Origin of the sequence: Rhizobium sp. CECT 9324, from assembly GCF_918741265.1 — a bacterium.
In the GTDB taxonomy this organism is placed as follows: domain Bacteria; phylum Pseudomonadota; class Alphaproteobacteria; order Rhizobiales; family Rhizobiaceae; genus Allorhizobium.
Map to the genome: position 1 here is coordinate 1083993 of NZ_CAKKMZ010000002.1, position 12717 is coordinate 1096709.

14 protein-coding genes and 3 pseudogenes are annotated in these 12717 nt (G+C 59.5%); 9 read left to right on the top strand and 8 right to left on the bottom strand.

Annotated elements, in window-relative coordinates:
• Nucleotides 1-3: 3 nt before the first annotated feature.
• Genes LQ231_RS24830 through LQ231_RS24840 form a run of 3 tightly spaced genes read left to right on the top strand, consistent with a single transcriptional unit; the run spans nt 4 to nt 2589 of the window.
• Complete coding sequence (locus LQ231_RS24830) at nt 4-993, top strand: tripartite tricarboxylate transporter substrate binding protein (RefSeq protein WP_230174733.1); 990 nt, start codon at nt 4-6, stop codon at nt 991-993.
• On the top strand, nt 990-1496 hold the full coding sequence (locus tag LQ231_RS24835; RefSeq protein ID WP_290371388.1) for a tripartite tricarboxylate transporter TctB family protein: 507 nt from the start codon (nt 990-992) through the stop codon (nt 1494-1496). The genes LQ231_RS24830 and LQ231_RS24835 overlap by 4 nt, the downstream gene beginning before the upstream one ends.
• A 25-nt stretch (nt 1497-1521) precedes the next feature.
• The gene (locus LQ231_RS24840) at nt 1522-2589 is read left to right on the top strand and encodes a 4-oxalomesaconate tautomerase (RefSeq protein WP_230174736.1); all 1068 of its coding nucleotides are present in this window, start codon (nt 1522-1524) and stop codon (nt 2587-2589) included.
• A 177-nt stretch (nt 2590-2766) separates the two neighbouring features.
• Here the strand turns inward: LQ231_RS24840 and LQ231_RS24845 are convergent.
• Nucleotides 2767-3055 (bottom strand): annotated as a pseudogene (locus tag LQ231_RS24845) (type II toxin-antitoxin system RelE/ParE family toxin).
• A 624-nt stretch (nt 3056-3679) separates the two neighbouring features.
• Between LQ231_RS24845 and LQ231_RS24850 the strand changes: the two are divergent.
• The 3 genes from LQ231_RS24850 to LQ231_RS24860 all read left to right on the top strand — a co-directional run bounded on the left by LQ231_RS24850 (nt 3680) and on the right by LQ231_RS24860 (nt 5965).
• Nucleotides 3680-4081 carry a cupin domain-containing protein gene (locus LQ231_RS24850; RefSeq protein WP_230174738.1) on the top strand — a complete coding sequence of 134 codons (402 nt, stop codon included), beginning with the start codon at nt 3680-3682 and terminating at the stop codon, nt 4079-4081.
• A 222-nt stretch (nt 4082-4303) separates the two neighbouring features.
• Entirely contained in the window at nt 4304-5125 is an 822-nt protein-coding gene (locus LQ231_RS24855) for an alpha/beta hydrolase (protein WP_230174740.1), read from the top strand.
• A 72-nt stretch (nt 5126-5197) separates the two neighbouring features.
• The gene (locus tag LQ231_RS24860) at nt 5198-5965 is read left to right on the top strand and encodes an alpha/beta hydrolase (protein WP_230174742.1); all 768 of its coding nucleotides are present in this window, start codon (nt 5198-5200) and stop codon (nt 5963-5965) included.
• Between the two features lie 64 nt (nt 5966-6029).
• Here LQ231_RS24860 and LQ231_RS24865 read toward each other — a convergent pair.
• A pseudogene (locus tag LQ231_RS24865) lies at nt 6030-6116 on the bottom strand (AAA family ATPase); the annotation flags it as partial.
• Nucleotides 6117-6312: 196 nt separating this feature from the next.
• Here LQ231_RS24865 and LQ231_RS24870 point away from each other — a divergent pair.
• The 3 genes and pseudogenes from LQ231_RS24870 (at nt 6313) to LQ231_RS24880 (ending at nt 8853) form a co-directional block, all read left to right on the top strand.
• Entirely contained in the window at nt 6313-7248 is a 936-nt protein-coding gene (locus LQ231_RS24870; protein ID WP_230174744.1) for a DUF3991 and toprim domain-containing protein, read from the top strand.
• Between the two features lie 16 nt (nt 7249-7264).
• Nucleotides 7265-7930 (top strand): annotated as a pseudogene (locus tag LQ231_RS24875) (dienelactone hydrolase); the annotation flags it as partial.
• Between the two features lie 614 nt (nt 7931-8544).
• Nucleotides 8545-8853, top strand: a complete 309-nt coding sequence (locus LQ231_RS24880) for a DUF736 domain-containing protein (protein ID WP_230174746.1) — start codon at nt 8545-8547, stop codon at nt 8851-8853.
• Between the two features lie 43 nt (nt 8854-8896).
• Here LQ231_RS24880 and LQ231_RS24885 read toward each other — a convergent pair whose 3' ends face one another.
• From LQ231_RS24885 to traC, 6 genes are all read right to left on the bottom strand, one after another.
• The gene (locus LQ231_RS24885; protein ID WP_230174748.1) at nt 8897-9175 is read right to left on the bottom strand and encodes an HU family DNA-binding protein; all 279 of its coding nucleotides are present in this window, start codon (nt 9173-9175) and stop codon (nt 8897-8899) included.
• A gap of 83 nt (nt 9176-9258) precedes the next feature.
• Entirely contained in the window at nt 9259-9525 is a 267-nt protein-coding gene (locus LQ231_RS24890) for a WGR domain-containing protein (RefSeq protein WP_230174750.1), read from the bottom strand.
• 90 nt (nt 9526-9615) lie between these two features.
• Nucleotides 9616-9918, bottom strand: a complete 303-nt coding sequence (locus tag LQ231_RS24895) for a thermonuclease family protein (RefSeq protein ID WP_356637526.1) — start codon at nt 9916-9918, stop codon at nt 9616-9618.
• 147 nt (nt 9919-10065) lie between these two features.
• Nucleotides 10066-12027, bottom strand: a complete 1962-nt coding sequence (gene traG, locus LQ231_RS24900; RefSeq protein ID WP_230174754.1) for a Ti-type conjugative transfer system protein TraG — start codon at nt 12025-12027, stop codon at nt 10066-10068.
• A complete protein-coding gene (locus tag LQ231_RS24905) occupies nt 12014-12229 on the bottom strand; it encodes a type IV conjugative transfer system coupling protein TraD (protein ID WP_230174756.1) in 216 nt (71 codons plus the stop codon). Before LQ231_RS24905 ends, traG begins: the two co-directional genes overlap by 14 nt.
• Nucleotides 12230-12233: 4 nt before the next feature.
• Nucleotides 12234-12530, bottom strand: a complete 297-nt coding sequence (gene traC / locus LQ231_RS24910; protein WP_230174758.1) for a conjugal transfer protein TraC — start codon at nt 12528-12530, stop codon at nt 12234-12236.
• Nucleotides 12531-12717 lie beyond the last annotated feature (187 nt).

The window sequence follows — 12717 nt, forward strand, 5'->3', positions numbered from 1 at the left end:
GACATGACCATCAACAGAAGAACATTCGGCTCACGCATGGCAGGGGCCGCTCTGGGACTGGCGCTCGCCTTGTCGAGTGTCGCCCTGCCGACGCCGGCCATGGCGGCCGTTTTCCCGGAGAAGTCCGTGACGCTCGTGGTCTGGGCGGGTGCTGGAGGAGCACTCGACACCTATGGCCGCAAACTTGCCGAGCTTCTCGAAAAGGAATCCGGGTGGAGCGTCAAGGTTGACAACCGGCCAGGCGGCAGCGGTGCGGTCGGCGTTTCGCAGATCATGACCCAGCCCGCGGACGGCTATAATATCCTCGTCTTCACGGGAACTTTGACCTTCGGCATCGCCCAGGGGCTCATTCCCTTCGAACTCAAGGATTTCCGCATGCTGCGCGCCATGCAGTCGGAACCATCCTCGCTGGCCGTTTTGTCCGACAGCCCGTTCAATACCGTCGACGATTTTGTGAAATACATGAAGGAGAATCCGAGCGGTCAGAAGGTCGGCGGCCATGCGCCGGGCGGTTTCCACCAGTACATGCTCTACCAGTTGATGAAGTCGGGTGGCTTCGAGAGCGGCTGGATTCCGCACGATGCGTCCGGCAAGGTAACACTCGCCCTGCTCGGCAAGCATATCGACGCCGCCATGATGACGCCCTCCACCGGGCTTGCGCAGGTCAAGAATGGCGACATCAGGCTGCTGGGCATCTCCACCGAAACGCGCAGCGAATTCCTGCCTGACACGCCGACCTTCAAGGAACAGGGCTACGACATCGAAGGCGCGGTCTGGCGCGGCATCGCCGTGAAGGCCGGGACACCCGACGATGTTGTCGACTCCATCCAGGCTGCAGTCGACAAGGTCACCGCATCGGCAGACTGGAAGAAGTTCCAGACCGAGCAGTTCCAGGACAGCCCGGACTGGAAGGAAGAGGATTTCACCAAGCGCGCGGCGAGCGACCTTGCCAACCAGCTCGAATTCCTGAAGGCGAATGGACTGGCCCAATGACAAACCAGGCTTCGGCTGTTCCAGGTTCCCACCTCTCCTCCCCATCGGGGGGAGAGGCCACGCGCAAGCATTTCCGGCAGAATCTAATCGCGGCCTTCATCTTCTGCGCCTGGAATGGGGCGTTTCTCTTCATGAGCCTTGCTCTGCCGGCTGGCCATTCACGCGGTGACGTCGGGCCCGGCTCGCTGCCGATGCAGGTCTCCGTCTTCGGCCTCATCGTCTCTGCGGTCTATCTGGTGCAGGTCTTGCGCGGCGTTGATCTCGGCGGGTCGAGCGGCAGGGTCGACATGCCGCGCGTTGCCGGCCTGCTTGGGCTCTTCGTCGCGGTGGCACTGAGCGCCAACTGGATCGGCCTCGCGCTGTGTCTTGGCCTGGGCACGGGCGTGGCGACGCTGCTCTTCCCGGGTGACAGGCCGTATATACGGGCGGTTGCGACGGGCATCGGCTTCTGGGTGATCGCCTACGGTTTGTTCGGCAAATTGCTCGACCTCCCGCTTCCCTGAACACATATCGATAGGAGTGAAGGACATGGCGCCAAACGGCATCGCGTGCATGATGATGAGGGGTGGTACCTCCAAGGGCGCCTATTTCCTGGCCGACGACCTGCCTGTGGATCCCGCCGCCCGAGACCGGCTTCTGCTGCGCATCATGGGTTCGCCCGATCCGCGCCAGATCGACGGCATTGGAGGCGCAGACCCGCTGACCAGCAAGGTTGCCGTGGTGCAGGTATCAACCCGCCCTGGCTTCGACGTCGACTTCCTGTTCCTGCAGGTCTTTGTCGACCAGGCGCTTGTCAGCGACAACCAGAACTGCGGCAACATTCTTGCGGGTGTGGGCGCCTTTGCCATCGAGCGCGGGCTCGTCAAGGCCGAGGAGGGCGAGACCTCGATCCGCATCTTCATGGTGAATACGGCACAATCAGCAATCGCGCGGATCCGCACGGAGAATGGTCGGCCCGTCTATGCCGGCAATGCACGCATCGATGGCGTTCCGGGATCGGCGGCGCCGGTGTACCTCGCCTTTACCGATGCTGCTGGCTCCAGCTGCGGGGCGTTGCTGCCGACCGGCTCCGCTGCAACCGAGATTGACGGCGTGACCTGTACGCTGATCGACAACGGCATGCCCGTCGTCGTCATGCGTGCCACGGATTTCGGCCTGACAGGTTATGAAAGCCGCGAGGAACTGGAAGCCAACGAAACCGTCAAGGCGCGCATCGAACGCCTCCGTCTTGCCGCCGGTCCCCTGATGAACCTCGGGGATGTCGCAAAGAAGTCCGTGCCGAAAATGACGCTCGTCGCGCCTCCGACCGCAGGCGGCGCGATCATGACTCGCAGCTTTATTCCGCACCGGGTCCACGCCTCCATTGGCGTCTTCGGTGCGCTGAGCGTTGCAACGGCCTGCATGTTCCCAGAAAGCCCGGCGGCTTCCATGGCTGTTCTTCCGGTAGGGGAGGACAAGACCGTCGCCGTCGAGCACCCGACCGGCAACATGGAAATCCTGCTGCGTCTTGACAAGGAAGCGCCCGGCGGGCTTGGCGAGTGCTCGTTTCTGCGCACTACCCGCAAGCTTTTCGATGGCTGGGTATTTGAGGATTGATATGCCGTGTTTCACGCAATGGAGGCCTGTTCCGTCATGATGTGAGTGACGCAGAGCGATGAAGCGGCAGACAAGCGCTTCAAGCGCAAAGTCTTTGCGACCGATGTTCAAGACGAAAATTTTGAAACGGCGTGGGAGGGGATATCATGCTGCGGCACTACCAGCCTTTTTCCTCACTTACGCGCGAAACACGCCATAGTCCGTGGCGCCATGCAGGATATGTACGATGACCAACTTAGCTGGTTCAGCGCGATAGAAGATCAGGTAATTGCAGTGAACGCGCAGACGGATACCATGGTGTTCGTAGCGTGGGACGAGGGCGAGGCCGTTTGGGTTGATGACGAGATCTTCACACCTGCTGCGCAGCTTCCGAATGAATGAGAGCGCGCCGTGGATTGTGCTCGGCAAAGCAATCAGCGATCTGCTTTAGATGGCTTCCGGCCTCCCTTGAAAACTCGAGGATCATGTCGACTTTTCGGCTTTGTCAGCCATTGCGCGGTATTTAGCATCGAGACGGTTGAAGACGTCGGCGTCAATCGAATGGTTGGCATTCTCAAGAGACAAAGATAGGTCGGCTTGAGAAGGCGGACCTCATTCGTTTGGGGGAGGAAGCTGAAGTGTCAGGCTCTTCTGCTTCTCCTCGCGCCTACAATCTTGCTCCTGCTGCAGTCTTCGCTTTTGCAGCGCCAGCTCGATGGTTCCAACAGGAAGCAGGTCGAGGGGGAGCATCCGTCGAGCCGTGCGATCCCCTTCTCCTCTTCTCACGATCAGGAAGACCGCGCGTAGCGCACTTGAGGCGAAAGCGACCTTACAACTGATGCTTTCGGCGATGAGGTACGGTCAAGGCCCCATCGTTTTTTCCCTTTCTATCAGTGCGTTTTAAGTCGCGCACTGCACTGCCGAGAACCATGGACGCGGTCAAGCCGGATATGTGCGGGTTAGCCTTTCAGGCTCGCTACACTAGCTTACAAAAAGGAGCCGTGGCCGACACATCACCCATACACCGCGAGGTTCATATGTCCGTGCTGATGGAGTGTGAAAACGCAGCAATCGCAGCGTGCTCTCGATCTACGCGCTATAGGATACTGACATGAAACTGACCCACACCATTGCTGCCACCTTTCTGATCGCAGGTTCCGCATTTGCGTTCATGGCGCTCGCGCAGGAGAAATCTGCTCTGACACGTACCGACCTGGTCCAGAATGAAATCAGTGCCCCTGGCCTGGAAGTCGTTCAGGCGCGGGTTGACTTCGCCCCAGGCGCAGTCTCCATCAAGCATTCGCATCCGGGCGAAGAAGTCGCATACGTTCTGAAGGGCTCGATTGAATATCAGCTCGAAGGCAAGCCGCCAGTCACGCTCAAAACCGGGGAGTCACTCTTCATTCCGGCAGGAGCAGCGCACGTGGCCAAGAACGTCGGTGACGGCGAGGCGTCCGAGCTAGCGACGTATGTCGTCAAGACTGATCTGCCCCTCGTCGTGATGGAAAAATGAACGCGCACTTTCGAGATACGCAATTCGAGCCTCGGCGGGGGACGGGTACAGTTTGGCTGGGTTCAACCCGTTTCCCCGCGTCAATGTCCGTGTTCGCTTTCACTCGAATAAAATCGTCGACCAACTAATTGCGCAAGATTGACTTCTGGGAATGGAACGGAATATAGAGGTGTGAATATACATAGGATCCAATGTACATTGGCGGGGATGCGAGGGAGCAGCATGACAATCTTTACCACCACAGACGGCACCAAACTCTTTTATCAGGACCGGGGAGTGGGCCAGCCAATCCTATTCTCACATGGTTGGCCTCTGTCCTCTGACGCCTGGGAGCAGCAGATACTGTTTTTCAGTCAGAACGGCTTTAGGGTCATCGCCCATGATCGTCGTGGCCATGGCAGATCCGACGATTCCTTCGATGGAAACAATATGGATCGGTATGCCGATGATTTAGCGGAGCTGATAGCTCACCTTGATCTGCTGGACTTGATCCTTGTCGGCCATTCTACCGGCGGCGGTGAGGTCGCGCACTATATCGGCCGACATGGCACGGCACGTATAGCCAAGGTGGTTTTGGTAGGTGCAGTCCCGCCACTGATGCTGAAGACCGAGGCCAATCCACATGGGACGCCCCTCGAAGTATTCGACAACATCCGCGCAAACACAGCGAAGAACCGTTCGCAATTCTTCTTTGATCTGACGGTGCCCTTCTACGGTTTCAACCGTGATGGTGTCGACACCAATGACACCTTGCGGGAAAACTTCCGTCGCATCGGTCTGCAGGGCGGCATCAAAGGGCAGTATGATTGTATCCGTGAGTTCTCCGAAGTGGACTATACGCAGGATCTAAAGAGCATCGACCGCCCGACCCTGATCATCCATGGCGATGACGACCAGATCGTGCCGATCGATGCCTCTGCCCACCGCGCGGTCGAAATCGTGCCCAATGCCACGCTGAACGTCTATTCCGGCGGCTCCCACGGCTTGGCAGAGACCGAGACCGATCGTTTCAACGCTGACGTGCTCGCCTTTGTCCGCGGCTGAACGCCGGCTGCGTGATGCGCGAGTAAAACCATCGTCTTATCTATTAAGCACAACCTAAAAAAGGGACCTATCATGTCAAAGTTCGTTGCAAGTCTTGCCGTCGTCGGCGCTCTGCTGTCGGGGAACGCGGTTGCCCAACCTGCCAAGCCCACCATTGTACTCGTTCATGGAGCCTTTGCTGACTCCTCGAGTTGGAACGGTGTCACCCGGATCCTGCAGAAGGATGGCTACAATGTCGTTGCCACCGCCAACCCACTGCGTAGTGTCTCCTCCGACGCAGCCTATGTTTCCGATATCGTCGCCAGCATCAAAGGTCCCGTGGTGCTCATTGGCCATTCCTATGGCGGCCAAGTGATCACCACCGCCGCCAACGGTAGGGAAAACGTCAAGTCGTTAGTCTTTGTGGCGGCATTTGCGCCGGATGAAGGGGAGGCGGCTGCCGATCTTGCCGGCAAGTTCCCGGGTGGCACGCTCGGTCAGGCGCTGGCCGCCCCAGTGAAGCTTGCCGACGGGGGCACTGACCTCTCGATCGATCAGGCAAAGTTCCGGGATCAGTTCGCTCACGACGTGGATGCTGACGAAGCTGCGCTGATGGCCGCCGGCCAGCGGCCGATCACTGAGGCCGCTCTGACAGAAAAGTCCGGCAAGCCGGCGTGGAAAGCGTTGCCCTCATACTTCATCTATGGTGACGGCGATAAGAACATCCCTGCCCAGGCGCTTGGCTTCATGGCTGAGCGAGCAAGCTCAAAACACACGGTTGTCTTGAACGGCGCCTCGCATGTGGTCATGGTCTCCCAGCCGCAGGCCGTCGCTGATCTGATTGAAGAAGCTGCACAATAATGTCTGTCGAAGACCGGTCGCATGCGACCGGTCTTCGACCGCAGCCGCGGTCCGGTACGGGTCGTCTTGCAAGTGCGAGGGTGGCGAACAGCCGAGGACCCCGGTGATAGGCGATGGAGAGGATTTCCCGGCAAGTTTTGTGACCAAGCGCTGACCTTTGTTCCATAAACAGTTGAGCGAAATTTGACTGGCCGCCGGTTCACATCCTTTCAAGACTTGCCTATCGCCGACCGTTCGCCGTGAGCTTGTCCTGCAGATCTGCACCTTGCGAACTGCGCCCTTGCGCGCTTCGATCTTTCTGGCCTGGGTGCTGACAGCCCGAACAGTTAGAAAGCAGAGGAGGCGAAATGGAAAAGAATGACATCGAAGAGCTACGTACGCGAGTGGGCTGCGCAGCCCTCCTTGAGCATGAGGGCTTCGCGATGGACAGGAAAGAGAGCACACGCCGGGCAGTCAAATTCCGGCGCGGCGACGACATCATCATCGTAATACACGACGACAGGGGCTGGTTCGATGCTCGTTCGGATGCCAAGGGCGATGTTTTCGCGCTCGCAAGCTATCTGCATGGGATCGGCTTTGCCGAGACCCTCGCGGTGGTCGGCGATCTCGTTGCGTTTCAGCCGACCACACCGACTTGGGAGAAGCCTCTCCGCCAAACGCAAACAGGAGCTTCGGTCGCTGACCGCTGGAACCATAGAAAACGGCCGTGGCGAGCGTCGGCGACGTGGAGCTATCTTCGACAGAACCGGGCGCTGCCACGGCAGGTCATCTCTGCGGCGATCGATGCAGACGTTCTTCGGGAAGGCCCATATGGCTCGATGTGGGCGAAGCATGTCGATGGGGCTGGCGCCGTCATCGGCTGGGAGGAGCGCGGTGCGGACTGGCGCGGGTTTTCCACCGGCGGGAGCAAGGCGCTCTTCCAGTTTGGAATGAACGACGCTCGTCGGATCTGTGTCACGGAGGCCGCGATCGATGCGCTCAGCCTGGCCGCGATCGAGCAGACAAGATTCGACACGCTCTATGTCAGCACCGGAGGCGGTTGGTCGCCTTTAACCGCGCTCGCGTTGGAAAACTTAGCCTCCGGCGAGGGCGCATGGCTGGTGGCCGCAACCGACAACAACGTCCAGGGTGAGGTTTTTGCTGATCGCCTGCGCCAGACGGCGGGATGCGCCGGTTGCGATTTCTCGCGGCTGAGGCCGCGATGTGAAGACTGGAATGAGGAATTGAAAGAGATGAGGGAAAGAGGAGAGCTACCGCATACGCGGCCAACGCATCTAGGGTGAAGCTACCGCCCGCCTCGCGGTGATCCAACCGACGCATGCGAGTTCGCGCGTTGGCGGACTGCCTTCGGATTCATCCGGCGCGCCGTTCTTCTGGCGCGAGCGTGTCGAGGAATTTCGAGCAATACTTGACCATTTGGCCGAGATCGAACGTCAGGCGCCCGCTGTTTCGGGACGGCTGGATCATTCGCGGATCGCGGCGGCCGGTCATTCCTTCGGCGGGCACACAGTCGGGCTCGTACTGGGCGCCCAGCTGAATGATGAGGTTTTCTACGATCCACGCATCTCGGCCGGGATCCTGTTGGCTGCGCCCGGACGCAGGGGAAAGAACATGACCGAAGAGAACGCCACGCGATTTCCGTTCTTCGACGTTGATTTCTCGACAATGACGACACGCAGCCTTGTCGTTTGCGGTGATGCGGACGATCCGTATTTCACAAACCGCGGCCCCGAATGGCATGCGGATGCGTTTCACGATGCGCCGGGCGCGAGTGCGCTCTTGATGTTGGACGGCGCGAAGGAAACAGAAACTGAGGCACCCGACCAGCTGGAAGCTTTGAGGCGTCTGACACTCGCCTGGATTCAGACGGCGTTGCGAGCGGATGAAGGTGCATGGCCCAGCGCGTGCCTCGCACTCGAGGGTAAAGCCGCGCCGCTTGCGGATGTCACGCAAGGCTATCACTAAATTCGGTGAAGTCGATTGGCGGCCAGGTTGCTCCACTCGACCCGGCCGTTCGTGGTTTTAAGGAACGGGTTGACCGGCGGAAAACATCGATCGGCTTGAAGCACAGGTAGGTCTTCCGGCCGGGGCGTGGCCCGGCTGAAGCTGCGAGTGAGAGGATTGCCGGCCTCGGCATTGTCATTCAGGCATGGCGCCACAACCAGCTGGGCGAAAAAGCGATGCGCCATTCCCTGCACCCGCCCTTCTCCGTTCGTTGGCTTTGACCACTTGTTTGGGGCTTGTGGGCGCTACGCATCCATTCCCATTGGCGCCGCCCGACGATGCCAATGTCGTTTCCCTTCAACTGCCATCTGGTACGTCCACTGCTGTCTCGATGGGGCATGTCTGACCAAAGACCGCCTCGCGATGCTCTGCTCGATCGGCATACGCAACGGCCGGCTCGTTTTCTTCCCCTGTGCGCTGAAGCGCCCATTCCTCGCGGTGACCAAGAAAGCCTCTCCCTGGCCGTCCTCCACTCCGTTTCGGCCTTTCAGGTGCAGGCCGATCGTCTCTGGTCCAATCGACTGCCATCGAGGCCGCGATGGACGCGGCCCGAACAACCGAAAAGGACTACGACAATGGCAACTATCGGCTCTTTCACCACTTCCGGAAACGGCTTCTCCGGCACCGTCAAGACCCTCAACCTCAACGTCAAGGCAATCATCCGCGCCGTGGAGCGCACTAGCGACAAAGGCCCTGACTACCGCATCTTCGCCGGAGCTACGGAGTTCGGCGCAGCCTGGAAGAAGACCCCTAACGAAGGCCGCGACTTCCTCTCGGTCAAGCTCGACGACCCGAGCTTCCCGGCCCCGATCTACGCAACGCTGATCGAGGTCGAAGGCGAGGAAGGCCTCTCCGTCATCTGGTCCCGGTCGAACCGGGACTGATACTGGATGCCCCGCCGCGAGGCGGGGCTCTCCATGTCAGGGATCACTTGTTCAGTGCATCCTTGATCGCCTTGGCAGGCGCGAAGGTCAGCTTCTTCGAAGCCGCGACCGTCATCTTCTCTCCAGTCGCGGGATTGCGACCCTCGCGCTCGGGCGATGCCTTCACTTTGAATTTCCCGAAGCCGGGGATCGAGGTTTCAGCGTCGGAGCCCGCGGCATCGGCGATTGCCTGGAAGACGGCCTCGACAATGCCCTTGGCCTGAACCTTCGTCAGGCCGTTATCGGTTGCAATCTTGTCGGCGATTTCATTGGTGGTCGTCATGGAATTCCTCGCATTTTGTTGGCAAAGATAAAATCCGTGTCAGCTTATGACCGGATTGTCATCGGCGACGACGGCGACGAGGATCAGATCCGTAGGATGTCCACAGGTCGTTTCGGCCGATAACCCCGTTTGCGCTTTCGGCGAAGCATGTCGAGGAATAGGTTGATGGCCTGGCTCTCGTTGTCAAAGAAATGCACCATTTGCTGTCCGCGCGTACCGATCCGGCCCCAGGTGCGCACAAGTGACACCTCGCCGAACAATGTCGGCTGGACGGCAAGGGCGTAGAACCGCGCCATGTTCTTTTCCGGCGCGATACGCTCGACATAGATGTGATAGGGCTGCACGATCATAAAAGCAGAATCGCGCGTTCGGATCCGGCGGTCCAATGAGAGTTTTGAATCGGACGGGCGCTATCGATTCACAACGTTGATCCGTGCGTTTCATTCGCACCAACTCCGTCGTGATCCTTCCCACTTCCGAGCCAAGCCTTCGGCGACGAGCATATCGCCGACCGAACGCCGATCTCGGTAGACGATCCTGAGTTTCCGGCCGAATCGATCTTCATCTCTGGCGCCAACCTTGAACGAGAGCGGGCCCGAATTGAGGATGTCGAGCAGACGTTGTTTCGCCGCAAGGCCACGCTTGCGTTCACGCTCGCATCTTGGCGGGCTGAGCTCCGGCGTGTCGATGTCGGCGATCCGGACCTTTTCGCCTCGGAGCCAGAACGTATCGCCGTCCACCACGCAAGTGATCCGTTGCCCTTTTCCGCAAACTGAAAACAATTCGCTCGAGCTCTTCGGCTCCTGTGCTAACCCCACAGATACGACGAGGCAGATCACCATGGCCGATAGGGCGGCGATAGGCGGTAAAATTCTCAAATTCTCGTCTCCTTAATTCTCCTGGGCGGGATCCGTCTCATTGGCTCCCGACCCTTTTTGGGCTTGCCTGTGAAACCGGTTTTCGCCGACGGAGGCGCTCATATCCTTGCGCCTGAACCAGATGGCCCGACCGCAGCGTAGTGGCGCATTTCCTGCCGTGAAGACGATCTGTTCGTCGCCACGCATGCGTAGTACTTCGTGCGGGAGGATCAGCGGACGGCGAGTGAGTTGCTTCGACCGTGAGCGCGATGATCCTTTCGTTCCGGAAGAGCGGTTCGTCTGATCCACCTCGACCGTCGTGTCGCCGCAACGCTTGGATATGTATTCGGCCGTTTCAGGGTCGTTGATCGCCGCAAACGAAATCCACGATGAAGACTCGAACCATTTCGAACTGGCATCGTGGCCGCCATAGGCTTCGCGCATCTGCCCGATCGACTGGAAGATCAGCGCGAGGCTGATGCCATACTTGCGTCCGGCGTCACGGGCCGTTTCCAGGATGCGCAGATATCCGAGGCGTGCAACTTCCTCAAGGAGGAAAAGGGTGCGGCCCGCGACCTCCCCGTTGCGATTGTAGATCGCATTGAGAAAGGAGCCGATAACAAGCCGCGCCAATCCTGGATGGGCTTCCAGAACTTTAAGGTTAAAAGCGATGAAGACGTCCGTGATGCCAGCCGCCAGGTCGTCGGTCGAGAAACTGTTGCCCGACACTAGGGCGGCATAGTTCGGATAGGAGAGCCAGTGGGTCTCTTTCACTGCATTGGCATACACGCCAGAAAAAGTCTCTGGCGTCATGTTGACAAATACTGCGACGTTCTCGCGCACGAAGATGGAGTCTGACTGTTGGTAAATTTGCGTCAGCCGTTCTCTCAGTTTAGGCTCGGGCTCGGATAGATTGGCGCGGACACGGCGCAGCGTTTGGTCCTTGGTGTCGGTATGTCCCGACAGGCAGACGTCGGCGATCAGCGCGGTCAGGAGTTGCATGGCCGACGCGCGGAAGAAGTCGTCACGCGCCGAGGCCGCACGTGCATTGTCTGTCATGATCCATGTCGCGACGGCGACGATATCCTCTTCTTTCGTATTCCCGTGACGGCCGATCCAGTCGAGCGCGTTGAAACCAACGCCCGGTTCGGTGGGATCGAGCACGATCACTTTCCGGCCGGCATTGCGTCGATGATCAACGACCATCGGCGCGACCTCGCTTGACGGGTCGAGCACAACGAGCCCGCTGCCCCATTTGAGCGCCGTCGGGATTGTCACGGACGTCGTCTTGAGACCGCCAGAGCCAGCAAAGACAATGCCATGCGATGAGCCGAATGAGCCGTCAAAGCAGAGCAGCGGCGACTTGCCGCCGGCACCCCAACTCTGCGCATTGTCAGTGCGGAACGCCATTGCCGCGACACTGTCACGATCGACCCGGTATCGCTCGCCGACGACGATGCCGCCCACATCGGAAAACAGTTTCTCGGCCTCAGCCAAGCTCATCCAGTTGGCATCACCATGCACTGCCCGTTTGCCACTGACGCGCGTTGGCCCTCCTTGAGCAAACGCGGCGTTGCCTTTGATGGCGACTCGCAAGGCAAACACTGCGCTGAAGAATGCAGCGCTCCCGCCGAGCAGGGTCGCGGGATCGGCATAGGCGAGGACCGATTGCCCTGTCGGTACGCTGCCTGCGATGCCGGCAAGCCGGATTGCTTCCCGGGCGACCGCGATGACCACGACTGCGCCGTTCCCGGCAAGCACACTCAGTGCGACTGCCTTGATATTGGCGGATCCGTTTGCTGCGAACAGCGAGATGGCGCCGATTGCGGCGGCGGCGATGTAGGGCAGGGCGAGACCGGCACGGCCGAGGAAAAGCTTAACCTGCGCGCTCGTTCCCAGAGGTGCTAGCCGATGCTCTATGCCCGTCGTCCCGAACATGACGACCAGCATGATGATTGCAGGAAGAATCCCGAGACGGAGCCTATTCGCTGTCATTGCCGAACGCCTCCGCGCCGAGAGCCGTCAGCCGCGAGCGCTCGGCCTCATTGCCTTTGATACGGTGGCTGGCTTCGATCAGTAAGCCGAGTAGCAGCGCCCGTTTCTCATAACGCAAGCCCGCCTTCACGATCAGGCCGCCGAGCGCAATTTTCTCGCGTGTGTCCTTCTTTCGCGCTTCCGTCGTCATCGCCTTCGCCATCCGATTAAGCCTCACTAGATCCGCCCGCATCCGTGCCAGACGCGTCCGACGCAGGCGTACCACTGCCAGTTCGGACGTCCCCGCCGTTTTTCTTATCCGTCGAAACCGCTTTCCCTCCGCGAAACCGTCTCGCAATCCCCTCGAAGGCCGTCTGAAGCTCCGTTTCGTCGATCTCAATCTCACCAATGCCGGCTTTCAGCGCGATCCGGCCGATGCGTTCGGCCTCGCGTGTTTCAGCTGCTCTCAACTGGTCCTGCAATCTGGCTATCTCTTCCCTGATCTTCGACGATGGCTTCTTCATTCCGGTCGTTCTCCTTGCGGTCCTTGGCGTTGCTTGCGACGCCAAGAATTCCCTGGATGTTTAACGAAGGGAATCTGCAGATCTGCAGATCGGCAAAGCCGATGCTTTGGTGGATGATCCCGCCGTTCCGAAGGAGCGGTTCCAAGGGCGCAATTATACGTCGCTGACGCGACGTGTTGCTCACGGC

What these genes read in the sequence shown, in the direction of transcription:
- LQ231_RS24830 (WP_230174733.1), top strand. Translation starts at nt 4, where the DNA reads ATGACCATCAACAGAAGAACATTCGGCTCACGCATGGCAGGGGCCGCT.
- LQ231_RS24835 (WP_290371388.1), top strand. Translation starts at nt 990, where the DNA reads ATGACAAACCAGGCTTCGGCTGTTCCAGGTTCCCACCTCTCCTCCCCA.
- LQ231_RS24840 (WP_230174736.1), top strand. Translation starts at nt 1,522, where the DNA reads ATGGCGCCAAACGGCATCGCGTGCATGATGATGAGGGGTGGTACCTCC.
- LQ231_RS24850 (WP_230174738.1), top strand. Translation starts at nt 3,680, where the DNA reads ATGAAACTGACCCACACCATTGCTGCCACCTTTCTGATCGCAGGTTCC.
- LQ231_RS24855 (WP_230174740.1), top strand. Translation starts at nt 4,304, where the DNA reads ATGACAATCTTTACCACCACAGACGGCACCAAACTCTTTTATCAGGAC.
- LQ231_RS24860 (WP_230174742.1), top strand. Translation starts at nt 5,198, where the DNA reads ATGTCAAAGTTCGTTGCAAGTCTTGCCGTCGTCGGCGCTCTGCTGTCG.
- LQ231_RS24870 (WP_230174744.1), top strand. Translation starts at nt 6,313, where the DNA reads ATGGAAAAGAATGACATCGAAGAGCTACGTACGCGAGTGGGCTGCGCA.
- LQ231_RS24880 (WP_230174746.1), top strand. Translation starts at nt 8,545, where the DNA reads ATGGCAACTATCGGCTCTTTCACCACTTCCGGAAACGGCTTCTCCGGC.
- LQ231_RS24885 (WP_230174748.1), bottom strand. Translation starts at nt 9,175, where the DNA reads ATGACGACCACCAATGAAATCGCCGACAAGATTGCAACCGATAACGGC.
- LQ231_RS24890 (WP_230174750.1), bottom strand. Translation starts at nt 9,525, where the DNA reads ATGATCGTGCAGCCCTATCACATCTATGTCGAGCGTATCGCGCCGGAA.
- traG (WP_230174754.1), bottom strand. Translation starts at nt 12,027, where the DNA reads ATGACAGCGAATAGGCTCCGTCTCGGGATTCTTCCTGCAATCATCATG.
- LQ231_RS24905 (WP_230174756.1), bottom strand. Translation starts at nt 12,229, where the DNA reads ATGGCGAAGGCGATGACGACGGAAGCGCGAAAGAAGGACACACGCGAG.
- traC (WP_230174758.1), bottom strand. Translation starts at nt 12,530, where the DNA reads ATGAAGAAGCCATCGTCGAAGATCAGGGAAGAGATAGCCAGATTGCAG.